Raw genomic sequence first — 25253 nt, 5'->3', positions numbered from 1 at the left:
GATGGGCAGCCTCCCGGGCGGGTTGCCGCGGGCTACCTGTTAACAGTAACGTTAACGGTAACGATCATGGTAACTATCGTATTTTGCCTGCGCAAGGCGTGCTGGCCCATGTCCAGGTCTGCCCGGTCAACAAGGAGGTTAAGGTGCCCGAGACTCAGGTCGGTGCCCTGAAGATCGCCTTCGAGATCCTGGGAGAAGGTCCACGCATCGTCCTGACGCCGGGCGGGCGCTATGGAATGGAGGCCGGCGGAATACGGGAACTCGGCGAAGCCCTCGCCGAAAACGGCTTCAGCGTGCTGCTGTGGGACCGGCCGAACTGCGGGCATTCGAGCGTGTCGTTCGACGCGGAATCAGAGTCCGCGCTGTGGGCCGACGCTCTGGCTGGTCTGCTGCGGGAGGTCGATTTCGGCCCCGCAACCCTGTTAGGCGGATCCGCTGACAATGCATTCGCCAGCGGTGCTTCACCGTTCCAGCGGTGGCCGCTGCTCGCCCCCGGTATCACCGAGTTCGTCCAGCAGCTGAGCGCGACCGCGATCGGGACTCGCCCATGATGCAACGGCACGCCGTGTGCGCACTCGACGAACTACCTCCTGGCGCCTCAAAGATCGTGCCGGTAGGGAAATTTGGCGTCGGCGTATACAACATCGACGGCACCGTGTATGCGATCGCGAACTATTGCTCACACGAGGGCGCGCCCCTGTGCGAGGGACTAGTCGGCGGAACCAACGAGTACGCACCCGACGAACCCGGCCACCTAAAACGAGTCAATGACGGCAAGATCATCCGTTGTCCATGGCACCAGTGGGAATTCGACATCACTACTGGCAAAACCGTTGCGCATCCACGCAGGCGAACCCGCACCTATGCCGTCGAGATAACCGATGGGACGGTGTATCTGACCGCATGAGCGATCCCAGTCTCATCATTGATACGAATGTTCAGCCGCATTTCCGCTATAACGCCGAGATCCGGAAATACATCGCGTCCGCGTACCAGCAACGCGCTATTCCCGACGTCGAGCAGCAGTGGTACCAGGCCCCGGGTGGGGATTATCGCGCCGACCTCTACGACGGGAAATACCCAGGCTCGGACCGTGACACGGTGTGCCGCCATCTGTTCGACGAAGGCGGCGTGGACCTCGCCATCCTCAACCCGCTCACCCGGGGGAACATCGCCGACTACCTGCTGAACAGCCGCATCTGCGCGGCGACCAACGACTGGCTCATCGAGCGATGGCTGGATACCGACACCACCGGAAAGCTGCTCGGCACCATCCGAGTCAACCCTGAAGATCCGCGCGGTGCGGTCGCCGAGATCGAGCGACTCGGCGCTCACCCCAAGATGGTCCAGGTGGGGGTGCCGATGCAGTCCCGAGAGCCCTACGGCAAGCCCATGTTCGAGACGATCTGGGAGGCCGCTGCCGCCCAGGGCCTCCCAGTGGCCGTGCACATCAACGGCGGTAACGGCGTCGACCGGGCGCCGACGTTCGCCGGCCATGCCGACACCTACCCAGGCTATGCCGCACTCATGCCCCTCAACTATTTCGTCCACCTCGCGACGCTGATCGTCGAGGGCGTTTTCGGACGCCACCCAAACCTGCGTTTCACGTTCGCCGACGGCGGCTACGACATCCTGACGCCACTGATCTGGCGGCTGGATACGTTCTGGCTGTCCAACCGCGATCAGACGCCATGGGTCGACCGATACCCGAGCCAGTATCTGAAAGACCATGTCCGGTTTTGCTCATCGGCATTCGACGGACCAACCGATCCCTCGCAGGCGCAGCGATGGCTGGACTTCTCGGACAAGGCAGACCTGCTGATGTACGGGTCGAGCTACCCGCATTGGTCAACGACGTCACCGCAGGACGCGGTCACCGGACTCGATCACGTGCAACGGGAAAAAGTGCTCTGGCGCAATGCGAGTGACCTTTTCGGCCTCGCCTCGCTCACGAAGGAAAGGGTCACATGACCACCATTGAACGGCCCCGGTCCGACATCGCCGCCGACGAGGTAGCCGTCACCATCGTAGACACTGATGTACATCCGTTGCCGGTGTCGACCGACATAATCAAGTCGTATGCACCGCCCGAATGGGTCGACAAGATCTGGCCGACCGGGAATGCCAAGACGCCCCTCCCGCACTTTTACGACACCCCTGAAGCGTTCAAGACGAGTTCGATGCGGGTTGACTCGATGCCACCCAACGGCGGCTTCGCTGGCACCGACCCAGATTTCGCCGCCAAGCAACTTCTCCTGGACGCAGGGGTGAGCATCGCTGTCCTCGAACCCATGTGTGACGCAAAGCTTCCCCAGGCCGAGCACGTCCTGAAGACCGCGCACAACGACTGGTTGGCCGACATCTGGCTGGGCAAAAACAACTGGCATGGACGCTGGCGGGGATCGATCAGCGTCAGTGCTCAAACCCCCGCGGAGTCCGGACGGGAGATCGAGCGCTGGGCCGGCCACCCTTATATGGCCGAGGTGTTGATCACCCCGCAAACCAGAGGAATCCCCTTCGGCAACCCGCATTTCGACCCGATCTACGAGGCGGCAGCGCGCAACGGGTTTCCCGTTGCCACCCACCTGATGGGCCAAACACCGTTCGAGTTGATTCCGCATTACCCCGTCGGCAATCCTGCCCATTGGCATGACTTCTTCGCCTCCTGGCCGCTGCTCTACGTGTCCCACCTGATCAGCCTGGTCTTCGACGGGGCGTTCGACCGGCATCCCGATCTGCGGGTCGTATTCGTGGAGGGCGGCTTCACCTGGGCGATGCCGGCGATGTCACGGATGGATCGCATCTGGGAGCAGCGTCGATCCGACCTGCCGCACGTGCGTCGCCGTCCGTCGGACTACGTCCGGGAGCATGTCTATTTCACCACTCAGCCGCTCGAGGAGGTGCAGGTTGGGATCTTCCGCGAGTACATGGACATGATGGATCTTGGTGACAACGTCATGTTCTCGACCGACTATCCGCACTGGAGTTTCGACGCTCCAACGTGGGCGGTGCATCGGTTCCCGGCTGACCAGCGTGAACGAATCATGCGCGGTAACGCTATGGCTCTCTACGGATTTCCGGAAACCGTGAAGGCTCTTCCGGGAGAACCGCCACGGGTCAGTGCCCCGCAACCCGATCTCGCGCAACATTGAGGTGCACACCATGGCCGAACGCGGTGCCATCCTTCGCGCGATCGGATGGCCGTTAAGCATCGAGGACATCACGCTCGCACCGATTGCGCCCGACCAGGTTCGGGTGCGGATCGCTGCCAGCGGTGTATGCCACTCCGACCTGTCGCAAGCCACCGGCGCACTCCCGGTCGGCACACCATGCGTCCTGGGCCACGAAGGCGCGGGCATCATCGAAGCGGTGGGCTCCGAAGTGCATCACGTGTCACCGGGGGACCACGTGGTGATTTCCTGGGTGGCGGCGTGCGGGCAGTGCTGGTTTTGTCAGCAGGGCGAGGTGCACCTGTGCCGAAATGCCATCCGCGACGTTTACGCGATGCCATATGCCACGGACGCTGAGGGTGCGCCGCTATTTACGGCGATGGGCGTATCCAGTTTTTCAACGGCCACGAACTGCCTGGCGCGGGCCGTCGTCCCGATCGACCCCGGAATCCCGCTGGAGGTCGCGTCGTTAATCGGCTGCGGCGTCGCCACCGGGGCAGGCGCCGCGCTGAACACCGCACCGGTTGACCACGGCAGCTCGGTGGCCGTGATCGGGCTCGGCGGCGTCGGCCTGGCGTCCCTGATGGCAGCAAAGGTTCGCGGCGCCGCCGTGATCATCGCGGTCGACCCGGTTGCTTCTCGCCGGGATGCCGCATTCTCGCTGGGCGCCACGGCAGCGGTCGATCCGGCCGACGGCGATGTGGTCCAACAGATTCGGTCGATTACGGGCCGCCGAGGCGCGGACTTCGTCTTCGAGGCCGTCGGTCACCGCGGCACCATCGAGGCCGCGATCAGCGGCACCCGCCGTGGCGGCACAACCTGCATCGTGGGCGCCACGCCGCCTGACGAACTGATCTCTCTGTCGGCCTACGACCTCTACATGCATGGCAAGACCCTGGTCGGCTGTCAATACGGGTCAGTAGTTCCCAGCCGCGACTTCCCACTCCTGCTCGGCCTCTGGCGAACTGGACGGCTTCCGCTGGATCAGCTGATTACCGGGCGGATGAAGCTGGAGGACGTGAACCACGCGTTCGACGATCTGGTTCGCGGCGCGGGCATCCGGACTGTAATCGTCAACGAGTAAAGAGACATCGAGGTTGAGGCAAGTGCGGATGGACGACATCAACGAGTCGATGCAGGGCGACTGGCGCCGGTACCCCTACCGTCTGGTGCCGAGTGACTCGCAGCTCGATTTCCCGGCCGCGGAAGGCACTCACCCTGACTACGAGTCGGATACCTGGTACCTCGCTGGGCATCTGACGGTCGAAGCTTCCGGGCGGCATTTTGCGTTCATTGCGATCTTCAACAGAAACCGTCCCGGCGGAGACGTAGTCGCCGACTTTCACACGTTCGCATTGTTCGATGTCGACCGAGCCACCTACGGCACATTCACCGACTACGACATGCCGCCGAAAAACATGGAACCCGGCGCGCACCCCAAGCTGACCAGTGCGGAGGGCTACTTGGATCTAAGGTACGACAGCAGTGCGGGGACAACCGTATGGGCGGCATGCCGCGACAGCGCGGGGGAGCTGATGCCCTACACGTATGACTTCGTAGCTTTCGGCCGCGACTATGACGGCGCCGGAATGGAACTGCGATTGCACGTGACGCCCACACGTCCCCCGGTGCCGGTCGGCGGATCAACGTACAACGGCAAGATCGTCGCCTGTCTCCAGGACGACACCTATTCCTACTTCCAGACCGGCATGCGGATGGTGGGAACGCTGCGCTGGGGTGACGTGGCAGAAGAGGTCGTCGGGCATTCGGGCCACGTCGACCGGCAGTGGTTCCCTCGCTATGCCGGCGGCGGGGCTACTGGCGGCGATGCCCGCGGACAAGCCCACGAGTGGCACACCATCAGCCTCGACAACGGCGTCGACCTGAGCGTGTGGCGGCAATTCGACCGCCGAATCGGCAATGCCGTGGTGCCCTTTAGCGGTGTCACGGCTAGTTACGCTGACGGATCCGCACCTGCGTGCGTCGAGGATCTCGAAGTGACCACGACCGGTTATGTGCGCTGGCCCAACAAGATTCGCACTCTGGTACGACCGCCCTCAGGCGCACGGTACTTGCCGGACCGCCACAGGATCAGTTCCAAGGAACTCGAACTCGAGTTGACCTGCGAGCCTGTTGTTCGCGTTCCCGCACACGCACTGCCGATCGAATACATCGAAGGTCCCTACCACTATCGCGGGACCATGGCGGGACGGGCCGTCACAGGTTTCGGAATCGCCGAGGCCACCAACGCGATGTACCGGGATTGGGAGTTGGTTGACGTCCTGGCAACGCAGCTCGCCCGTAGCGACTCCGCGCCCGAGAATTTGGACTCGGCGATTGACGAGCTGCGGTCGCTGATCGCGCGCCGGCACACGAAGGACGCATTGGACTACCTGGATCGCGAGATGCGTCCGCTTCTCAATGTGCTATCCGACGACGAGTCGGGTGAGCTGCTCGAGATACTCGACGCTCTCGCCGACGCTGTGCGTGAAGGCCTGAGGTAGCCATGTGTCAGACCGAAACGATCGTCGCGGATGCTGTACCGGGAGCGCCGTATACCTGAGCGAACCCGACTTTGGGTTTCCCTGGTACTTGCCGGGAACCGGCCTGGCCACGCAGCTGCACGACGAGCTCGTGGACCTGACGGAGCCCCGACGCGCCGATCGGCTCGCCATTGGCGATGAGCCCCCCATCGGTATTGACCGGCATCGAACCACTGATCTCGGTGGCCCCGTCGGCGATCAGCTTCTCCTGGTCGCCGTCGGCGCAGAATCCGGCCTCGGCCATGTGGATCACCTCGGAACCCGCGTCGGTATCCTGCAGCTGGATGACATCGACGTCGGCTGGCCCCAGCCCGGCCGCCTCGAAAGCGGCCCGTGCCGCGTACACGGTGGGCGAGGGTGTTTCTTCGACTGGTGCGGAGGTCGCGTGCACTTCGTAGGAACCGAAACGGCGGGTCTGGATTTCAGCAGCTCGCAGATACACCGGCTTCGACGCGTATCGGTGTGCGATGTCGCCGCGGCACATGATCACCGCCGCCGCCCCCTCGTCCGGCGCACAAAACATGTATTGGGTCAGCGGGTAGTTCAGCACCGCTGAGGCGAGAATCGCTTCTTCGGGTATCGGCTTGCGGCGGAACGCTTTCGGATTCAGCGAACCGTTGCGGAAGTTCTTAGCAGCCACCTTGGCTAGCGTTTGCTGTGAGATCCCGTGGTCATGCAGGTACCGGTTGGCCTTCATGCCGAAGAACTTGGTGGTGACGAATTGCCCGTTCTCGCCGTACCACTGCGGCAAAGCCATGGTTGCCGGGTCGTCACTGAACGCGCCGCGAGGATGCTTGTCGAGCCCGACGGCGATGCCGATCTCGTGTGTGCCGAGCCGGATCGTGTCGGCGCACACCTTGATAGCGGTGGCCGCGGTCGCGCACGCGTTGAATACGTTGGTGAAGGTGATTCCAGTGAGTCCGACGAGCCGTGTCACGGCGTCAGGGTTGGACACCTCATGACTCCCGCCCACGGCGAACTGGATGTCTGGCCAATCGAGGTTGGCATCGGCGAGCGCGAGTTGGATCGCCTCCGCACCCATCTGCACCGCGGACTTGTCGAACCGGCCGAAAGGGTGCAACCCGACACCGATGATGGCCACGTCGTTCATTGTCAAACTCCTTCTGCGCGAATCCGTTACACGGGCCGAAAGGCAAACGTCAGGATCTCGTTACCTTCGTCGTCGGTGGTCAGCGGGACCATCGTCAGTACAACCTCCATGCCGAATCGCAGCTTCACCGGGTCGCTCTCGGTGAGTCTGGCCTCCACCCGGATCACGTCATCGAGTTGCACGAGGCCGACGCCGAATGGGGTAAACGTGTTGCCCGTCGGGCCAGCGAACGGCGCGCCAGGCGCGAATCCCTGTGTCGTCCAGGCGATCAGAGTCCCGCGCCGCGGAAGCGGCAGTTCTGACATCTGGGCGCTACTGCATTTCGCGCAGCGTTGCTGCACGGGGAACGCGGTCGCGCCGCACGCGCTGCAGCGGCTGCCGAGCAGTTGGGGCTCCTCATTCGGCCAAGTCGAAATTTCGGGTGCGAGCGCCTTTTGCATGGATCCTCCGTATCCCACCGCCAACCTGGTGGTGGCCTCTTCGGGCCGCCGCACAGCTACGGTAACTCCTACCGTAACCTGAACCAAAGCGGGTCACACCCCCCGGGGTCGTCTTTTCACAGCCGGCCGATGATCTCGTCGGCGAATCGGCTGATTCCGTCAAGCGCTCCGCTGGTGCGCTGCCACGGAGCGATGATCAGGCGGTCGATGCCTGCGTCGGCCAGCCTGCGCACGTCGTCGGTGGATTCCACCGGCAGGCCGATGCTGATCTGTGGGCGACCCGATCTTTCCTGCTCGTCCCACAGCGTGCCGAGCTTCTGCAGCGATGCCGGCAGCATGTCCAGAGTGTGGTTCATCGGCAGCCAGCCGTCGCCGTAGCGGGCGACCCGCCGCAACGCGGCCGCGCCGTCACCGCCGACGTGGATCGGCGGTCCACCCGGCTGGACCGGCTTGGGTTCAAACATCACCTCGTCGAAATCGAAGAACCGACCGTGGTGGGAGACAACAGGTTCCGTCCATAGCGCGAAGCACACTTGCAGCGTCTCGTCGATCCGGGCGCCGCGGGTGGCGAAATCCAACTGGGTGGCATCCCACTCCTCGCGTAGCCAGCTCGCGCCGACGCCGAACTCGAACCGCCCGTCCGACACGATGTCGAGAGTGGCTGCGGCGCGTGCGCTGATGAACGGATGACGCAGACCGATGTTGTAGACCTGGGTGCCGAACCGAATGTTCTGTGTGGTGCCCGCCAGGAACGACAGGTAGTTCAGCGCGTCGAACACCGGCGTTTGGGGTGGGATTGGCGGGTGCTCATCACCCTTGTGCGGGCTGCCGGCCATCTGAACCGGCAGCACCAGATGTTCCGGAATCCAGACCGACTCGAATCCGAGGTTGTCCGCGCGCTGCGTCAACTCCGGCCACAGCGACGAGTTTGCCCTGGCCAGGGTGATGCCGAATTTCATTGTCTCTGACAGTGATTCGCCTGCTTTCAGTCGTCGGTGGGTATAGGTGGTTTGCGCCGCACTACCAGGGGTCGACCGCGCGGTGCTGAGCCGACATCATCCGACACCGACCACCGCACCGATGCTTGGAAGTCGTGTCGATCTGTTAGCCCGACCACGGGATGGCCTTCACTGCGCCACCCGCATCGATGCGCAGCTGTTGGCCGGTGACATAACGCGCGGCGTCGGAGGCCAGGTACAGCACGGCCTCGCTGACGTCCTCCGGTTCGATATACGGAACCGGCATGGCGTTGATGATTGGGAACGTCGCCTCCGCGTCCTCGCGGGTGGGGTTGTCCAGGTCCGGCCGGAAGGCCGCGTACATCGGCGGGCTGTGCAGCATGTCGGTGTTGACGTTGGTGGGGTGAACGGCGTTGACGCGGATGAATTCGGGCGCCAGCTGCAACGCGAGGTTGTTGACGTAGTGGGACACCACTTGTTTGGCAAAGCCGTAGCCAGCGCCGCCGGGGCCGGCGTCCATCCCGCTGGTGTTCTGCGACGCGAGGGACGCGGCCAGCGAGCCGGTGGCGATGATCGACGCACCGGCCTTGAGATGCTTGAGGCTGACGTGAACCAGATTCAGAACGCCGACCAGGTCGACGTCCACGGCGTCGACGAAGGCCTGCCGCGGACCGCCCTTGGTCAGCGGCGCGATCCCGGCGTTGGCCACTACGACGTCGAGTTTGCCCAGTTCGGTCACCCCGTTATCGATGGCCGCCGACAGCGCGGCCCGATCGCGGACATCGACAATCGCGGTGTAGGCCTTGCGGCCCTCCTTCTCCACCAGGCGGGCGGTTTCGTCGAGGTCTTCTGGTCGGGCCAACGGGTAGTCGTTCGACGCGATGTCCTCACACACATCGATAGCGATGATGTCGGCGCCCTCGGCGGCCAGTAGCCGCGCGTGGGACCGGCCCTGCCCGCGTGCCGCGCCACTGATGACCGCGACCTTGCCCTCAACTCTTCCCACCATTACTCCTGTTCGTTCGTTGTGTTCGCGACCGTCAACTCGGCGGTAGCGGTCAGTTTTTGTTTTCAGGCACAGCTCGACACGTTCGACGCCGTTCTATCCGCCGACTCCTGGGCGATCCCCAATTCCATTGCTTCATCTGGTCAGCACCAATGACGCGCAGTGCGGTCCGTGTGCGTTGGCGACCACTGCAACCTCGGCGCCGGCAACCTGCCGCTGGCCGCATTCGCCGCGCAATTGTGCGACACCTTCGGCGAGGAAGCTCAGGCCGTGCAACCGGCCCTCCGCCAGCTGACCGCCCTGGGTGTTCAGTGGCAGGGCGCCGCCCGGGCCGATCGTCGCGCCTTTGTCGACCCAACCGCCGAATTCGCCTACACCGCAAAAGCCCATCGCCTCAACCCAGGACAGGGCGATATGGGTGAAGCCGTCGTAGAGCTGGGCGACGTCGACATCGGCGGCGGTGACGGTCGATCGCTTCCACATGGTCTCCGCACAGCGCTGTGTGCCGCCGAAGAGGAAATCGTCGGTATAGGTCCAGTCCGGTTTCCATCCGGTGCCCATCGCCGCGGCGTCGATCCAGACCGGCAACTTCGGTGAGTCGCAGGCTCGCTCGGCAGTCGTGATGATGACGGCGCAGGCGCCGGTCACGGGGTAATCGCAGTCCAGCAACCGGAGCGGGTCGGAGATCATGCGAGCGTTGAAATAGTCGTCCATCGTCAACGGCTCGCGCACGACGGCGCGCTCGTTGAGGCCCGACCACCGGCGCGCATTGATCGCGATGTGCCCGTAGTCCTCTTCGCTTCCGCCGAGAGTGTCGATCCGCCGGCGTTTCTTCATCGCCATGATCGGGATCATCCCGCCGGCAACGCCGTAGGGGAGATCCCACTGCCAAGGCCCCGAAGCCGGGGGCAGTGCCATCTCCATCGAGATGTGGCCCCACTCCCGGGTCACCGAGCGCACCACCAGCGCAACCTCACACGCGCCAGACAGCACAGCCATGTGCGCGCCGAGCGCCGACCCGAGGGCCGCGGGGCCACGGGGCGCGAAATCGCCGTAGGCAACCAGGTTTTCGATCCCCAGCATCCGCGCCATGTCGTATGAGTGCTCATCGCCGGCGTACTGGAAAACCCCGTCGACATCGCGCACCTGAAGCCCTGCGTCGGCTATCGCGGCGCGGGCGGCGGCCACGGCCAAGGGGCGTCCGTCGACGCCTTTCTCTCGGTGCACGGTCGAGTAGCCAATGCCGACAATGGCGGCTTTGTCAGGGATCACTAGGCAAGCTCTCGGACAGGGCGGAACTGCGGCAGCGCCATATCGCCGCGACGTTCGAACACGACCTCCATCGGCAACCCGATCCGAAGCTCGACGGGCTGCGCCTCGACGATGTTGGTCAGGATCCGGACACCGGGCGCGTCGTCCAGCTCGGTAAGACCGATCATTAGCGGTATCGCGTCGACGAACCCAGGGTGGAAGGGCTGCCGCAGGATGGTGAATGAGAAGAGGGTTCCCCGCCCGCTGACCTCGACGGCGACCGGGACCATTTGGTCGAGTGGTGGGCCGCCGCCAGGTACCTCGGGCACGGCGCTCGGGGGATGCTGGAGCAGGTCCATCCCCTCGAACCCCTGGATTGCGAGGCTCCCCTTTTTAGCGCTGTCCCAATAGAACTCGCTCACCGAGTCTGGGATCGGGACCGGCCGGACGTTCAGCTCCAAGGTGCCGCATCCGTAGGCGGACGCGGATCCAGCGCGCTGGGCAGCGTGAACTCCATTCGTCCCTCCAGTTGGCGCTTCAGCCCTTGGACAGCCGGTACCCCGACCTCCGCGGGTGGCTGTGGCAGCATGGCTACGGCCGCTTCGGTGAGAGTACCGGTAAGTCTTTGGTGATGATAACGGTAGATCTTACGGTAACGTCGTGTCAACGGAGCGCGGCGAACGCCCGCAACGTCCCTTGACAGGCTTATCGAAAGGTTTGTTCATGTCGCGCGTACTCAGCGGGGTCCGGGTTATCGAGATGGCCTCATGGACCTATGTGCCGTCGGCCGGAGTGGCACTGGCCGACTGGGGGGCGGACGTGATCAAGGTGGAAAGCGTCGAGTTCGGCGACCCCAGCCGGGCGCTTGTCGTCGGAGGATTCACCCGCGAGGCCGCTCGAGTGGACGCCGACTTCATGCTCGAGCTGGGCAACCGGGGCAAGCGCAGCATCGCGATCGACCTCAAATCCGAGATCGGCCGCGAATTTTTCGGCCGGCTGCTTGCGACCGCCGACGTGCTGCTGACCAACTGGCTGCCCAGCGCCCTCGAGCGCGCGCGCCTCACCGTCGAAGACATTCGTGCCTTCAATCCCGACATCATCATCGCGCGAGGATCGGGCCTTGGGGTCCGCGGTCCGGACAGAAACCAGGGCGGCTTCGACGGCGCCACCTACTCCGCCCGCGGCGGAGTGGCCTACACGCTGACGCCGTTCGGCTCCGAATATCCAGCCGTTCAGGGTCCCGCCTTCGGCGACTTACAGGGTGGCGCAACCCTGGCCGGCGGAGTATGTGCGGCGCTGTTCCACCGCGAGCGCACCGGCGAAGCCACCATCGTCGATTCGTCATTGCTGGCGCAGGCGATGTGGGCCATCGCGCCATCAATTCTGGTAGCCGACTTCTTCGACGCCGACGGCATCCCGGGGGCTCCTCCTGGCGTCGCGCTGAACCCCGTGGTCAACCGCTACAAGACCAAGGACGGCCGGTGGATCCAGCTGGTCTTTTTGCAGCCCGACAAGTTCTGGGCCGGCTTCTGTCACCGGATCGGCCTGCCCGAACTCGCCACCGACGAGCGATTCGTGCCCTCGGCCAACCTGGTGGCCCACACCAACGAAGCCGTCGCAATCCTCAACAAGAAGTTCGCCGAACACGACCTCGAGCACTGGCAAAAAGCGCTCGAGGACGAGCCGGGCGTATGGGCGTCCTATGCGACACCGCGTGAGACCCTCAACGACCCGCAGACCGGACCGAACGGCTACCTGGTCACGAACGTTGACGATCAGGGCAATGAGTATCGGACGGTCGCCGCCCCGGTGCAGTTCGGCGAGACTCCACCCGAACCCGCCCGCGCACCCGAGCATGGACAACACACCGAAGAGATTTTGATGGAACTCGGTATCGATTGGGACGACATCGCCAAGGCGAAGGACGTCAGCGCCATCCTTTAGGACCGCGGTTGGTTACTTGGCCCGGTTCTTGTGTACCTCGTTGAACGGGACGCCGCGGTCCGCGGCGTACTCACGAGGAAAGTTCAAGATCCGCTCACCGATGATGTTGCGCGCGATCTCGGTGGTGCCGCCGCCGATGGAGTCACCCTGACGCGACAGGTACCGCTCTCCGACGGTGAATGCCTCCGGCGACGTGCCGACAACGCCCGCCGTGCCCGCGATCGTCAGCGCGATGTCGGACACCAGACTCGCCGTAAGGCCCAGGCATAGCCGCAACAGCGATCCGCCGGCCTGAGGCAACGAGCCGTCGAGGACGGCGTGGTAGACATGCTCGGCGAGGTGATCGCGGACCGCGCGATGCACAAGGGCGCGGCCTGCCAGTTCCCGGGCCCGCTCGCTGCCTGCCTGTCCGGTTTGGTTGACCAAGTCGACAAGGTCGGCGGGTTTGCTGTCGAAGTTCTCGATGCCGATGCCACTGCAAAACTCGGAGCCCTTGCCCACCGCGCGGCGCTCGTGAAAGAGCTGACGCGAGGCTACCGCCCAGCCGTCGTCGACTCCGCCGACCACTGCGTCATCGCCGAGCTCCACGTTGTCGAAGAACTCCTCGCAGAACTCCAGCGAGCCGTTGACCTGTTTAATGCGCCGCAGCGTGATGCCGGGATGGTTGATCGGGACTAAAAACATCGTTAGCCCCTCGTGTTTGGGCACGTCCCAGTTGGATCGGGCAAGACACAGTCCGTAGTCGGCGGCGAAGGCTCCGCTGCTCCAGATTTTCGCTCCGTTGAGCACCCACTTGCCGTCTTTGCGGTCAGCGCGGGTGATCACGCCCGCCAGATCCGAACCGCCGCTGGGCTCCGACAGCAGCTGCACCAGCACCTCCTCACCGCGTAACGCGGCCCCGATGTGTGCCTTCTTTTGCTCCTCAGATCCGGTGTCGAGCAAAGTGGCGCAGCAGATGGCGAAACTGGGTGCATTGAGGATGAGGGGGAGTTCGTAGCCCTCCGATTCGGCGTCGAATGCTTTCTGATAGGCGTAATCCAGGCCGAGGCCGCCGTACTCACGCGGGAAGCAGATGCCGGCGAAACCGCCGTCGAACAGCATGCCTTGCAGCTCGCGGGCGCGTGCCCACGACGCATCCTCGTCGCGGTGGATGGGCAAGTCTGCGGGATTCTTCGGGGCGCGCGCCATGTTGGCGGCCAGCCAGGTCCTGGCCCGCTTGCGAAATTCGGCCACCGTCTCGGTGGCCCCGGCCGTCGATGACTCGGTCGTGGTTGGCTGCGGATTGGTCATGTCGCGGATCCAGACCCTTCTCGATGCATTTCTGCTTGCCTTTCCTCAAAGGCATACACGCGGAGGTTGTGCTCCTCGGGCGTGCCGTAGAGCGAGCGGTAAAGCGCCACCCGCCGCAGATAGACGTGCAGGTCGTGCTCCCACGTGACGCCGATGCCACCGTGCAATTGCACGCATTGCTGCAGGATCACGCCGGCCCGCTCGCCCACATATGACTTGGCGATGCTGGCAGCTCGTGCCGCCGCCGGCGAACGCTCGGCAACGGCGGCCACTGCCGCGTTCGTAGTGGCCCGGCACGCTTCCTGCCACATCTTCATATCGGCGAACTGGTGCTTGAGCGCCTGGTAGGACGCGAGCGGACGCCCGAAGGAGTTGCGGTCGAGCGCCCACTGGACGGTGAAGTCGAGTACCGCGTCGAGGATGCCGACCACTTCGGCGCACTGCAGGATCTGGGCGATCTGGCTTTGCCGATCGACGATCACGGGTGTCTGTGCTGCTGTGCCGACCAGGGCCGTCACCGGAACCTCGACTCCGTCGAAGCTCACCCGTGCGTAGTGCTTGACCAGGTCGATCGACGGTTCCTGTTCGATGCTGACCCCGGGGACGTCTGCTGAAACAAGAAGCTGGCGCAAGCCATCGTCAGCGCGGGCCACAACCAGCAGCAAGTCGCATTCGCCGCCGGCTTCGACTCGGTCCTTCACGCCGTCGATCCGATACCCGGACTCGGTGGCCGTCGCCGTGACTTCGGCGGCAAGGGGATCCCAGCCGCGGCCCGGCTCGTACACCGCCCACGATGCGATGGTGGTGCCTTCGACCAGTGACTCGATGGTCGATGAATGATCTGGTCGGTCGCCGCCAACGGCGTCGCCCGTGGCCGCTGCTACGAGTCCGGTCAGCACGGCACTGACCGGATGCAGCGGGCCCGGCGCGACCGTGTGACCCAGATAGCGGGCAACGAGGGCCAAGTCACCGATGCCGTTGCCCGAGACGCTGCCACCGCCGAATTCTTCCGGGACCAATAGCGCGGTCCAGCCGAGTTCGGTTGCGCGGCGCCACCAGTCGGGTTCGAACGAGGTGCCGGCTTCGTGCAGTTCCCGCACGCGGGCGATGGGTGCTTCACGGTCGAGGAACGCCCGTGTGGTCGACGCGAAGAGCGTCATCTCCGGGGAATCGACCGAAGTCATCAGCGTGGCCTCATTCATTGGGCTGAAACAGTATTGGCAATTTGACGGTTTCCCGCAGCAGTGTCGACGCGCCCATCTGCCGGCCGTCGAGCACCCGGTAGTTGGGCCATCGGCGCAAGATTTCAGTGAAAACGATCCCGGCCTCCAGCCGCGCCAACTGTGCCCCTAGACAGAAATGTTCGCCGATTCCGAACGCCAGGTGCGGGTTTGGCGAGCGGGTCACGTCAAACTCGTGTGCATCGGCGCCGAAGACCTTCTCGTCACGGTTGGCCGCGGCATAAAGCATGATGAGATACGAATCCGCGCCGACGTTCTCGTCTCCGATTTCGACCGGGCAGGTTGTGGTACGTGACATAGCGACAATCGGCGTGACCCAGCGCAGCATCTCCTCGACCCCCGCAGGAATCAGCGACTCGTCGGCCGCCAATTTGGCGCGCTGTTCCGGATGATCAGCCAGAGCGGCCAGCCCACCGCTGATGAGATTGCGCGTTGTCTCGTTACCCGCGACCAGCAGGGTCATGCAGAAGCTGAGTTGTTCGGCCCGCGTCAGTTCGGAGTTGGCCACGATCGCGCTGAGTAGGTCGTCTTTCGGTTCAACCGTTCGGGCATCGAGCTTTTCGCTGAAGTACGTAAAGAAGTCAACCGCTGCCATGGCCCGCGGATCGGTGGGGTCGGTCGCGGCGATAGCGATTGCGTCAGACCAAGCGCGGAACGTCGGCAAGTCCTCGGCGGGGACACCAAGCATGTGCGCGATCATCAGGATCGGCACCGGAGCGCTGATCGCATCGACCGCGTCGACCGGTGAGGTCGGGTCGATGGCGTCCAAGGCGTCCCTGACTAGCTGCTCTACGACCGGCGCCAACTCGGCCACCCGACGGACGGTGAACGCCCGGTTGACAATTCGCCGCTGGGTGACGTGCCGAGGCGGGTCGATGTACAGGATCGAGTCAGCCGCAGCGACCTCCCTTTTGCGATCGCCGATCAGGACGCCCTTGGCAGAGCTAAATGTTCCCGGGTCCTTGCTGATCCGCGAGATGTCCTCGTGGCCGGCGACGACCCAGAAGTCCTCGTCTTGATGAGCAGCGACCGGACAGGTGCGTCGGAGATCGCGAAGCTCATCATCGGGTTGGTCCTGCCAGAACAATGGATCGTGGACGTTCGGTATCTTCACCGGGTCACCTTCCTGGGTTGATTGACCACTTCCGCGGCCGATCAAATCCCGCTTCCCCTGCAGTTTCGCGTGATTCCCGCATCAACAGATGTGATCCTTGCGGTATAGGTTACGGTAACGATATATGTGCTGCGGAACGTTGGGCGCGTCACCACCCCCATGGCGAACCGCTGAGGTCGTCGCGGGCGGGCAACGCCGTCGCAGCGCAGGTGCTCTTTGGCGCGCGTCTCCCCGTCGGAATCGGGAAAACCGCAGAGGCTCAACGCAGTGCGCGTGGCATGCCGGCGAAATCGCGGGTGTGCAGTGGCCGCGCTCGGTTGCCGCCGTTGACAATCATCGCAACCACGTGTGACAGTGCATACGCCTAAACTGAAAACATTATTTTCGGATAGGGCTCCCGGGGCGGTGGAAGCGGAGGAATCGTGGCTGATCGCGACAAGCCAATGGCATGGCTGCCGTTCTCGATTGCCGAGGCATCGATGTCAGGCGGCCCCGGCGAGGATGAGCTGGACTTGCCGCAGGCGTGGTCGTACTTGACGGAGCGGCTGACGAGTTCCGCAGCGATCGTCGAATCCGACCCGGTGAGCCGAAACCGGGTTGATCTGGCGGCGGGCATGCGGCATTTGTTGGTTCTGCTGGCAGCCGGTATCGACACAGCATTGCGGGTCGACCCCGATCCGGTCCTCGGCGTCCGAGCCACCAGCACCGATGACATCATCACCTGGGGGATGGAGTGCCCGGACGGCTTGTACACCGGATCGGCGCTGCGCGGCGGCGAGAGCTATCGGCTGTATGGCAATCGCGGCACCGCCCGCTATGTCGGACTACAGACGATGAACGGCATCGTTTCGACGTCGAATGCGCTGGTCGACGAACTCGAGGTAGACGCCGACGGAAACTTCGAAGTCATCTTGTCCGCCGATGAGCGGAGCGGGAACTGGATGCGTATCGAAGGCGAGCATCCCACGCTGACGGTGCGTCACTTCTTCTACGACTGGGACACCGAGGTGCCCTCGTCGTTGCAGATCGAGCGAATCGGCGATCCGGCGCGCGCGAAAGACCGCCCCGTCGAACAGGATGCCGCCGTGTCGCGGCAACTGGTCGCGCTGGGCGATTTCGTCCACGACAACTTGAAGTTCTTCCTGGACTTCGGCGAAGCGCCCCCCGTCAACGGGTTTCTGCCAGGAATCGATCGCAGCGCGATGGGCGCCGCGGCCGAGAACAGGCCCGTGATCGGCCGCTGGGCGCTGGATCCCGACGAGGCACTGATCCTCGAGGTCGAACCGCCCGAAGGCGTCTACTGGAGTTATTCGCTCGGCAATCCGTGGTGGGAGACCATCCACTATGGACGCCATCAGTCCAGCCTGAACGCCCAGCAGGCGGCGGTGGATTCCGATGGGCTGGTGCGAGTGGTGCTGAGCGCCCGCGATCCCGGGGTCGCGAACTGGCTCGACACCGCGGGCCACAGCAATGGAGCGATGATCCTGCGCTGCGTGCGCACGCAAACAGCGCCGACACCGAACGCGCAAGTGGTGAAGTTCGACAGCATCGCCTCGGCGCTCCCGGCCGACACCAAAATCGTCAAACCCGAAGAGCGGCAAGCAATCCTCAGGGCGCGGCGACGCGCAGTACACGAAAGGTTCGCACGGTGACATTCTCAGCTGACGATCTCGAAGATGGCGCGCGAGCGGCAACCGGACTGGACGATTTCGGTTCGCCCTACTATCGGGAGGGGCTCGAGCGGACCGTCGAGGCGCTGAATACCGAGGCTGACCTCAACGACATGGGCGGGGTGATCCAGCACGCCACCATCAGCAACGCCCTGATTCAGCGTCTCAAGATAGAGGACGCCTACAAACAGCACCCTGAGATCGAAGACGAGGTCGTCGACGGTCCGGTCTTCGTGATCGGTTTGCCCCGCACCGGCACAACAGCATTGAGTCAATTGGTGGCCGCCGATCCGCAGTTCCGGTCGCTGCGCATGTGGGAATCACAGCAGCCGACGCCTCCGCCGGAGGAGGCCACCCAGCACAGCGATCCACGGATCGCACAGGCTGAAGCAGGCACGGAGATGCTCTATGAAATGTTCCCGTTGATGAAGGCGCTCTACAATTCGGAAGCGACGGCGCCCACCGAATGTCAGGATCTGATGGGAATGAGCTTCCGTACCTTTCACTTTGACGGCGTGGTCCGCGTTCCGAGTTATCTGTCGTGGCTGATGGACTGCGACATGCGCGAGACATACACCTTCCACCGGCGGGTTCTCAAGCTTTTGCAGTGGCACTGCAAGCCGAACCTATGGCATCTCAAGACGCCTGTTCATATTTTCGCCCTCGATGCGCTCGTCGAAGCCTATCCGAACGCGAAATTCATGTGGAGCCACCGTGATCCGGCCAAGGTGATGGCTTCGGTGTGCAGCCTCATCAAATATGTGCGCAGCTGGAGCAGCGACCGCGACGACGCCGAGGAACTCGGCGCCGAGCAGCTCGCGAGCTGGGCTGAGGGCGTGCGGCGGGCGATGGAATTCCGTAAGCGGTTCGGCGACAACCGTTTTGCCGACGTTTCCTTCGCTGATTTGCAAGTCAACCCGGTCGGCACGCTGGAGGGCGCCTACAAGCAGCTGGGCCTGAGGTTCACCGACGCGACCTTGCGCTCGGTTGAGCAGTGGGCGGATGGGCACAAACCAGGCTCTCGCGGAGCGCACGACTACGACCTGTCCGACTACGGCCTGACGCCCGACCGGGTCCGGGCCAGTTTCGCCGAATACCTCGCCACCTACGATGCCACAGCTTGACCGGAGTGTGTTGCGCCGCAGCCAATATCACACTCACACGAGTCATTTCGTCGGAGCGTGCGCGGTCCACTGGCGTGACGGCGTGCGCAACACACTGGAACGTCGTTTCCCCGATGTGTTCGCGGCCAGATGATCCCGTACGGCACGTTCCACAGCACGGTTTCGGCGCGTAAGCGTGCGATGGACTTGAATGTGCCGCAGGCTGAACCAGTGACAGAGAACAGTCGGCACGCTGCCGGCCGTGTCGCCCGGCGGCGCGACAAACTGGGTCCCGATCCCGATGTGCGCCGTGCGATTCTGGCGGTCGCATCTCAAATTGTCCGCGAGCAAGGGGTGCGAGGTCTCAACATCGCCGAGGTGCTTGGGCGGTGCCAGTTGGGCACCCGCGCTTTCTACCGGCATTTCGAATCCAAAGACCATCTCGTGTCTGCGGTTTTCATGGAAGCTGCTGTCACCGAGACGCGCAGGCTGCGGCGCAAAATGCGAGCGAGCGCGACGACGATAGACGCGGTAGCCGCCTGGATTGACGCGCGACTCGATGTGGCTTTCGACAACCGCATCGGCTCAAGCCTGCGTCAGGTGTCGCTAGAGGCACAAACATTGATGTTCACCTCACCCGAACTCGTTCAAGCGGCGTTCGGCACAATGCTGAAGCCGCTCATCGAGCAACTCGAACGTGGTCTGGGTGAGGGCGTGTTTCATGATATCGATCCGCCGATAGACGCCGAGATCGTGCAAGGCGCGGTGTGGGCGTGCACCCAACGGCAATGGGCCACGCAAGATACCTTGCAAGCTGACGTCCGTAGGCGGGTACTGCGCGCCTGCCTGCGCGCAATGGGCGCGAGCCCCGATGCGGTCGCGGAAGTCCTTGCCGCTCGGGGCGATCCGCAGCCCGGCACATGAATAGCTGCACACCATTACCTACAACAGCACCGAACAGAAAGAGTCACGATGGACCTGGGATTGGCTGGATCGAAAGCCGTTGTCACCGGCGGTAGCAAGGGCATGGGATTAGCCATTGCCCAGACCCTGGCATCCGAGGGTGCCAGCGTCGCGGTAATGGCCCGAGACAAGGTGGCACTGGACAGCGCGGTCGAGTCATTGCGCGCAGCCGGTGCTCCCGAGGCCATCGGGATCAGCGTCGATATGGCTGACGCCGACTCCATCGCCGACGGGTTCGCGCAGGTGTCGCAGCGGTGGGGCCAACTCAACAGCCTGGTGCACACCATCGGCCCGGGCGATGGCTATTTCGAGGAGATGAGCGACACGGACTGGGACGCCGCGTTCGCGCTCGGCACGATGTCGGGTGTGCGGTCGGTCCGCGCATCGCTGCCGATGCTGCGCGCCGCAGAGTGGGCCCGCATCGTGACCCTTTCGGCTCATTCGATTCAGCGGCAGAATCCACGGATCGTCGCGTACACAGCATCCAAGGCGGCTCTGAGCAGCGTGACCAAAAATCTGTCGAAAAGCCTTGCCAAGGAAGGCATTTTAGTCAACTGCGTGTGTCCAGGGACGATCGTCACTGCCAGCTTCACGGAAAACCTCAAAGACATCCTTGCCAGCGACGGCCTGGATGCCAGCAACCCCGTGCACGTGATGAAGTGGATCGACGACAACTTCCATCAACCCTGCGATCTTGGCCGTGCTGGCCTGCCTGAGGAAATCGCCTCCATAACCACATATCTGGCATCCCGGCGCAACGGCTATGTCACCGGCGCAACCGTGAACGTCGATGGCGGTTCCGACTTCGTCTGAGCTACCGGCCGCTGCGACTCATTGCAGGAAGTCGCTTTACGCGGTCGGCTTCTGCACTTTCCCTTGCGCGGTGACGATCGGGAGCTCGGCGATGGACAGCACCCCGCTGCGTGCCGCGACGACCGCCGTCACCGCGTTGATTGCGGGCATCGCCGTCGTCGTACCGATGTCGAAGTTGGCGTAGTCGTCGGGGCGAAACGCGAGTTTGAGCGTCACGTTGGGCTCGCCCTGCACGTCAATCCTGTAGCCGTGAAGCAGTTTCCATTCGGGTTCTTGTCGAGCTCCCAAGATGCCGCCAAGTGTCCAGACCGTCTGCATTTGCGCGATGGGGGAGCCCTCGCTGCGGCCGGTCCACGTCGCGTCGACACCACACACCGTGCCGGCGTCGATGCGCATGAACCCCAGATCGCGGTCGCCTGTAGCGACTGCGCACTCCACGGCGAGGTCGTAGTCGTCGATCCGCAGCCCGATCCCACCGGCCAGTTGGTCGAGCGCCTCGCGATAGTCAGGCTCAGCGGCCCAAAGGATCTCGCGAAGTCTTTCGGTGTCTGGGGGACCGCCGAACCCATAGCCCTTCCACATCGCCGCACTCGCGTACCCGACGCAGTCGAGCGACTCGGTGACGCGAATGGACTGAACCTCACGGCACATCGCAGTGGACGCGAGCGCAAGGGTGGGAACGTACATCGGGTTCATCCCCGTCCCGACAAGGGTGACGCCACCGGCCGCCGCAGCGGCCCGCAGGCGCGTACCCGCGTCAGCCGGATAATGCTCGCCGCTCACGAGGCGAGCCGTGGTAACCACATTGATGCCTGCGCGGAGTATGCGTTCGAGAAGATCGACCTCGGGCCAGTGCGGCATGTACACCACGCAGTCGGGCCTTAGCGCGAGAATCGTGTCGACGTCGTTGGTGGCCAGTACCCCGGTGTCGTGCCGCCCCGCCAGATTGCCCGCGTCCCGGCCGACTTTCTCTGCCCCGTAGGCGAAGACTCCGACGAGTTCAAGCCGGTCGTCGTCGAGGATCGCGCGAAGCGCAGAGGCGCCGACGATGCCGGTGGTCCACTGCACGACGCGCAAACGCGCCATCTCATGCCCCGCGGATGACGAGCGTGCGGTTCATCAGCACCAGCAGGCTCTACTTCGCCCCACGTTCATTCCGCTTCGCGGCCAACGCGAGTCCGTCGTCGGCACGCTTGATGATCGCGTCGAGGGTGAACTCGAACTCAACGTCGTCGATTGTGTGTCCCTTAGTCTCCAGCTTGTTGAGCAATGGGTGCGCGGTGGTCACTCCGGTGAGGCGCCGACGGCCGCCCTGCTGCTGGCTGGCGTTGAGGCGTTCGATCATCGCGGTACCCCGGGTGTGTGCGGACAGCGCAAGGTAGACGGTCAATGCGTCGTCGGGCTTGAATCCGGCGTCATCCACCATCGTCTTGACCACCTTCTCCAGGTTGTCGACGGAAGCGTGGGTCGCCTCCGGACTCAGTTCGCCGGAGCGCATCAACACGAGTTCGCAGAGCACCGGGTTCTCTTGAAAGACGCGCCGCATCTTCCGAAAGTGGTTACGCAGCGCGTCCTGCCAGGCCCCGCTTCCTTCGAACGGTGTCGTGAAGTGGTACTGCTTGATAGCGCGATCCGTCATCGCGTCCAGCAGGTCTTCCTTCTTACGGAAGTGCCAATAGATGCTGGTCAGCGGTACTCCGAGGTGCCTGGCGACAACGGGCATACTCAGCCCGCTAACGGACACGTCCTCGGCCAACTCGAACGCGCCGGTGATGATGTCCTCGACGTCTAGCGACCCCCGCGGGCGCCGCTTGAGCTTGGCGCCCAGTCCGTCTGACGCTGCGACAGCGCTGGATTTGGCCACCTTTTGCTCCTCAGCTGATAACCATCGGTGCCGAGGTTCGGCGCGTTCGGCTGGCTCTGTCCCGACGGTCGCTCGAAGGCAACGATACCGTATTCGATTCGGTAGGCCGGACGGTAACTGAACCTCAATAGCGTCTCGTTTCGACACTGGACTCTGGCTAGTCGGAATGTGCCATCGCCATCTTCATCAGGTCGGCGGCCTTGGTGGCGTGCGAACCGTCGTCGCCGTCACGGCGCTGCGACCGGATTGCGACGTCGTGGCCCTCCACCTGCGCACGCAGGGCACCCACCGTGCAGTTTTCCCGGCCGCCCAACGCTGTGAACGGGTCAAAGTGGTACTGGCGCATCGCGTTCAGATGGGTGATCTTGTCGATCTCCTCATCGCTGAGCGTGAGGACGGACTGTGCGAAGATCTCGGGCGACTCCGGCCAGTTCGAATCCGAATGCGGGTAGTCGCATTCCCAGGTCACCATGTCCATGTTCAGGTACTCGCGGCTGGCCAGCCCGAACTTATCGTCGATGAAGCAGGTCAGTACGTGCTCGTTGAACACCTCGCTGGGCAACTTATCGCCGAAGTCTTGCCCAGTCCAGAAGTGGTGCCGGTCGTAGTTGTAGTCGATGCGCTCTAGGAAGTACGGAATCCAGCCGATGCCGCCCTCGGACAGCGCGATCTTGAGATCCGGGTACTTGCGCAGCACGTTCGACCACACCAGGTCAGCGGCGGCCTGCACGATGTTCATCGGCTGCAGTGTGATCATCACGTCCATCGGTGCATCGGGCGAGGTGATGGTCAGCTGAGACGACGAACCGATGTGCATGCACACCACAACCGATTCCTCGCTGCACGCCTTCCAGACAGGGTCCCAGTGCTCCGAGTGAATGGAAGGCCAGCCCAGCTTGGATGGGTTCTCGCTGAAAGTCAGCGCGTGACAACCCTTCTTCGCCACTCGCCGGATCTCGGCGGCCATCACCTCTGGATTCCAGATGGCGGGGATCGCGCAGGGGATGAAGCGGCCCGGGTGGCTGCCACACCACTCATCGATATGCCAGTCGTTGTAGGCCTGGACCATCGCCAGGGCGACGTCCTTGTCCTCGGTGCGAGCGAAGAGCTGCCCGCAGAACTGAGGGAAGGACGGGAAGCACAGCGATCCTAGGACGCCGTTGGCGCTCATATCCTTCACGCGCTCGTTGTGGTCGTAGGTGCCCTTGCGGAGCTGGGTGAACGACGTCGGCTCGATCCCGTACTCCTCTTTCGGCCGGCCCGCGACGGCGTTGAGCGCCACATTGCTGACCGTCTCGCCGTTGTACTCCCAGACGTCGGTGCCATCCGGATTGGTGATGAACTGCGGCGCCAGCTCCGCGTATTTGGCGGGCAAGCGCCCCTTGAAAAGGTCCGGCGGCTCCACAACGTGATCATCGACGCTGACCAGCACCATATCGCTTACTTTCATCGGTCAAACCTTTCTCCGGGAGTGGGATGGAGCGGAGCCTCTCGACCGGATGTCGCGAGATCGCATGCGGTAACCTGTTACCGTAATGATCACCATAACAGTTTCGGTCGAAGCCATAGCTGGAGAGTTCAGTGAGAAATTCGGCGCTCGAGCTGGCGTGACTCCAGGCACCATCGTGTCCGCCCGATTGCCCAACGATGATGGCCCGCAGAGTGTTTCGGCCGATTTCCCAAGGCCGCCTCGTAGAGCTGACCACAGCTCAGGCTGCTATTTTAACTATGTTAGTATCAATAGAAATGTTGGCGTCGTAACAAGGTGGTGACACGGGTGCCGGGCCGGGCCGAATCGCGATTCCCGTTCGCGGAATATCCCAAGGGTTGGTTTCAGGTTGCCTACAGCCGTGAGGTCGACAACAGCGAGGTCATCCCACTGCACTACTTCGGCACCCGGCTGATCTGCTACCGCGGAGAGTCGGGGGCAGCCCAGGTGCTTGACGCGTATTGCCCGCACCTCGGTGCCGACATCGGCGTAGGCGGGACAGTCTCGCAGGACTGTGTGGTGTGTCCCTTCCACGGCTGGAAATTCGACGGCGACGGCCGCAATGTCGACATCCCGTATGCGAAGACAGTCAACCGGGTGGCGCGGCTGCGGTCGTGGCCCACGGCCGAGCGGGCCGGCATGATTTTCGTCTGGCACTCCTCAAGCGGCGCCGACCCGGAATGGGAACTGCCGAAGATCCCGGAGAGCGAAGATGCGGCGTTTACCTTTCACGCACCGGAAACGGCTCGGTGGAAGTTCCGGTCCCATCCCCAAGAGGTGTTCGAGAACACTGTCGACATAGCGCATTTCGCGACCGTGCACGGTGTTTCCGCGTTTGGCAAACTCAATCTGGAAACCGGTGGGCCAGCGGAGTTTCGCGCGGTTGCAGAAGTGAACTTCGAGACCCCACGTGGACCGGTGAGCGGATCAGTGGACTCGCAGCTGTTCGGTATCGGCGTCGACGTGGTGCGACATCACGGACTCGGGCGGTCTTGCACAGTGCTCACCGTCACCCCGATCGACGGTGAGTATGTCGATGCGCGCTACACATTCTTCGTGCTCACCGAACCCGAGACCGGCGAAATGACCCGGATGGGAATGGGATTCGTCCGCGATTTCTGCAAACAGATCGAGCAGGACATCCCAATCTGGGAGAACAAGGTCTTCCGCGACCGGCCACAGTTGGCCCGGGGAGAGTCGGCCATCACGGAATTTCGTGCATGGGCCGATCAATCGTATGAGCAAAACTCTTCAAAGGAGTCGACATTGGCGTCTCAATGAT

At 63.5% G+C, this 25253-nt stretch carries 24 protein-coding genes; 12 read left to right on the top strand and 12 right to left on the bottom strand.

Annotation, left to right across the window (positions count from 1 at the left end):
- Window positions 1-143 precede the first annotated feature (143 nt).
- From LMQ14_RS19815 to LMQ14_RS19790, 6 genes are read left to right on the top strand one after another with little or no spacing between them, the layout of a single operon-like run.
- Window positions 144-551: an alpha/beta fold hydrolase gene (locus tag LMQ14_RS19815; RefSeq protein ID WP_267731217.1), complete on the top strand. Its 408-nt coding sequence runs from the start codon at window positions 144-146 to the stop codon at window positions 549-551.
- Window positions 548-907, top strand: coding sequence for a Rieske (2Fe-2S) protein (locus tag LMQ14_RS19810; protein ID WP_324291068.1), 360 nt, complete (start codon window positions 548-550; stop codon window positions 905-907). Before LMQ14_RS19815 ends, LMQ14_RS19810 begins: the two co-directional genes overlap by 4 nt.
- Window positions 904-1971: an amidohydrolase family protein gene (locus LMQ14_RS19805; protein ID WP_267731216.1), complete on the top strand. Its 1068-nt coding sequence runs from the start codon at window positions 904-906 to the stop codon at window positions 1969-1971. The genes LMQ14_RS19810 and LMQ14_RS19805 overlap by 4 nt, the downstream gene beginning before the upstream one ends.
- The gene (locus tag LMQ14_RS19800; protein WP_267731215.1) at window positions 1968-3152 is read left to right on the top strand and encodes an amidohydrolase family protein; all 1185 of its coding nucleotides are present in this window, start codon (window positions 1968-1970) and stop codon (window positions 3150-3152) included. The genes LMQ14_RS19805 and LMQ14_RS19800 overlap by 4 nt, the downstream gene beginning before the upstream one ends.
- 10 nt (window positions 3153-3162) lie before the next feature.
- On the top strand, window positions 3163-4254 hold the full coding sequence (locus LMQ14_RS19795) for a Zn-dependent alcohol dehydrogenase (protein WP_267731214.1): 1092 nt from the start codon (window positions 3163-3165) through the stop codon (window positions 4252-4254).
- A 49-nt stretch (window positions 4255-4303) separates the two neighbouring features.
- Window positions 4304-5674 carry a lipocalin-like domain-containing protein gene (locus LMQ14_RS19790; protein WP_267735605.1) on the top strand — a complete coding sequence of 457 codons (1371 nt, stop codon included), beginning with the start codon at window positions 4304-4306 and terminating at the stop codon, window positions 5672-5674.
- 7 nt (window positions 5675-5681) lie between these two features.
- On the opposite strand, the gene LMQ14_RS19785 is transcribed toward LMQ14_RS19790, so the two are convergent.
- From LMQ14_RS19785 to LMQ14_RS19760, 6 genes are all read right to left on the bottom strand, one after another.
- Window positions 5682-6824: a thiolase family protein gene (locus LMQ14_RS19785; RefSeq protein ID WP_267731213.1), complete on the bottom strand. Its 1143-nt coding sequence runs from the start codon at window positions 6822-6824 to the stop codon at window positions 5682-5684.
- Between the two features lie 26 nt (window positions 6825-6850).
- Window positions 6851-7264, bottom strand: a complete 414-nt coding sequence (locus tag LMQ14_RS19780) for a Zn-ribbon domain-containing OB-fold protein (protein ID WP_267735604.1) — start codon at window positions 7262-7264, stop codon at window positions 6851-6853.
- A gap of 116 nt (window positions 7265-7380) precedes the next feature.
- Window positions 7381-8223 (bottom strand): LLM class F420-dependent oxidoreductase, encoded by an 843-nt coding sequence (locus LMQ14_RS19775; RefSeq protein WP_267731212.1) that lies wholly within the window; start codon window positions 8221-8223, stop codon window positions 7381-7383.
- A 145-nt stretch (window positions 8224-8368) separates the two neighbouring features.
- Window positions 8369-9229, bottom strand: coding sequence for a mycofactocin-coupled SDR family oxidoreductase (locus tag LMQ14_RS19770; protein WP_267731211.1), 861 nt, complete (start codon window positions 9227-9229; stop codon window positions 8369-8371).
- Window positions 9230-9364: 135 nt separating this feature from the next.
- The gene (locus LMQ14_RS19765; RefSeq protein WP_267731210.1) at window positions 9365-10501 is read right to left on the bottom strand and encodes a thiolase C-terminal domain-containing protein; all 1137 of its coding nucleotides are present in this window, start codon (window positions 10499-10501) and stop codon (window positions 9365-9367) included.
- A complete protein-coding gene (locus LMQ14_RS19760; protein ID WP_267731209.1) occupies window positions 10501-10839 on the bottom strand; it encodes a Zn-ribbon domain-containing OB-fold protein in 339 nt (112 codons plus the stop codon). Before LMQ14_RS19760 ends, LMQ14_RS19765 begins: the two co-directional genes overlap by 1 nt.
- A gap of 364 nt (window positions 10840-11203) precedes the next feature.
- Between LMQ14_RS19760 and LMQ14_RS19755 the strand changes: the two genes are divergently transcribed.
- The gene (locus LMQ14_RS19755) at window positions 11204-12424 is read left to right on the top strand and encodes a CaiB/BaiF CoA transferase family protein (RefSeq protein ID WP_267731208.1); all 1221 of its coding nucleotides are present in this window, start codon (window positions 11204-11206) and stop codon (window positions 12422-12424) included.
- A gap of 12 nt (window positions 12425-12436) precedes the next feature.
- Here LMQ14_RS19755 and LMQ14_RS19750 read toward each other — a convergent pair whose 3' ends face one another.
- Genes LMQ14_RS19750 through LMQ14_RS19740 form a run of 3 tightly spaced genes read right to left on the bottom strand, consistent with a single transcriptional unit; the run spans window position 12437 to window position 16069 of the window.
- Entirely contained in the window at window positions 12437-13714 is a 1278-nt protein-coding gene (locus tag LMQ14_RS19750) for an acyl-CoA dehydrogenase family protein (RefSeq protein WP_267731207.1), read from the bottom strand.
- On the bottom strand, window positions 13711-14898 hold the full coding sequence (locus LMQ14_RS19745; protein ID WP_267731206.1) for an acyl-CoA dehydrogenase family protein: 1188 nt from the start codon (window positions 14896-14898) through the stop codon (window positions 13711-13713). The genes LMQ14_RS19750 and LMQ14_RS19745 overlap by 4 nt, the downstream gene beginning before the upstream one ends.
- 10 nt (window positions 14899-14908) lie before the next feature.
- Window positions 14909-16069 (bottom strand): cytochrome P450, encoded by a 1161-nt coding sequence (locus LMQ14_RS19740; protein ID WP_267731205.1) that lies wholly within the window; start codon window positions 16067-16069, stop codon window positions 14909-14911.
- Window positions 16070-16512: 443 nt separating this feature from the next.
- Here LMQ14_RS19740 and LMQ14_RS19735 point away from each other — a divergent pair, with 443 nt between their 5' ends.
- From LMQ14_RS19735 to LMQ14_RS19720, 4 genes are all read left to right on the top strand, one after another.
- Window positions 16513-17721: a DUF1214 domain-containing protein gene (locus LMQ14_RS19735; RefSeq protein WP_420714700.1), complete on the top strand. Its 1209-nt coding sequence runs from the start codon at window positions 16513-16515 to the stop codon at window positions 17719-17721.
- Window positions 17718-18863 (top strand): sulfotransferase family protein, encoded by a 1146-nt coding sequence (locus LMQ14_RS19730; RefSeq protein ID WP_267731203.1) that lies wholly within the window; start codon window positions 17718-17720, stop codon window positions 18861-18863. The genes LMQ14_RS19735 and LMQ14_RS19730 overlap by 4 nt, the downstream gene beginning before the upstream one ends.
- Before the next feature lie 129 nt (window positions 18864-18992).
- Entirely contained in the window at window positions 18993-19766 is a 774-nt protein-coding gene (locus LMQ14_RS19725; protein WP_267731202.1) for a TetR/AcrR family transcriptional regulator, read from the top strand.
- A 48-nt stretch (window positions 19767-19814) separates the two neighbouring features.
- A complete protein-coding gene (locus LMQ14_RS19720; protein ID WP_267731201.1) occupies window positions 19815-20618 on the top strand; it encodes an SDR family NAD(P)-dependent oxidoreductase in 804 nt (267 codons plus the stop codon).
- Window positions 20619-20654: 36 nt separating this feature from the next.
- Here LMQ14_RS19720 and LMQ14_RS19715 read toward each other — a convergent pair whose 3' ends face one another.
- From LMQ14_RS19715 to LMQ14_RS19705, 3 genes are all read right to left on the bottom strand, one after another.
- A complete protein-coding gene (locus LMQ14_RS19715) occupies window positions 20655-21704 on the bottom strand; it encodes a dihydrodipicolinate reductase (protein ID WP_267731200.1) in 1050 nt (349 codons plus the stop codon).
- Between the two features lie 49 nt (window positions 21705-21753).
- On the bottom strand, window positions 21754-22482 hold the full coding sequence (locus LMQ14_RS19710; RefSeq protein ID WP_267731199.1) for a TetR family transcriptional regulator: 729 nt from the start codon (window positions 22480-22482) through the stop codon (window positions 21754-21756).
- 157 nt (window positions 22483-22639) lie between these two features.
- Window positions 22640-23932: an amidohydrolase family protein gene (locus LMQ14_RS19705; RefSeq protein ID WP_267731198.1), complete on the bottom strand. Its 1293-nt coding sequence runs from the start codon at window positions 23930-23932 to the stop codon at window positions 22640-22642.
- A gap of 318 nt (window positions 23933-24250) precedes the next feature.
- Here LMQ14_RS19705 and LMQ14_RS19700 point away from each other — a divergent pair, with 318 nt between their 5' ends.
- Window positions 24251-25252, top strand: coding sequence for a Rieske 2Fe-2S domain-containing protein (locus tag LMQ14_RS19700; RefSeq protein ID WP_267731197.1), 1002 nt, complete (start codon window positions 24251-24253; stop codon window positions 25250-25252).
- The last annotated feature ends 1 nt before the right edge of the window (window position 25253 follow it).

The organism is Mycobacterium sp. Aquia_213, assembly GCF_026625985.1.
Lineage (GTDB): Bacteria > Actinomycetota > Actinomycetes > Mycobacteriales > Mycobacteriaceae > Mycobacterium.
Note: the sequence above shows the minus strand (reverse complement) of the source record. Positions and strands in the feature narration are given on the sequence as shown.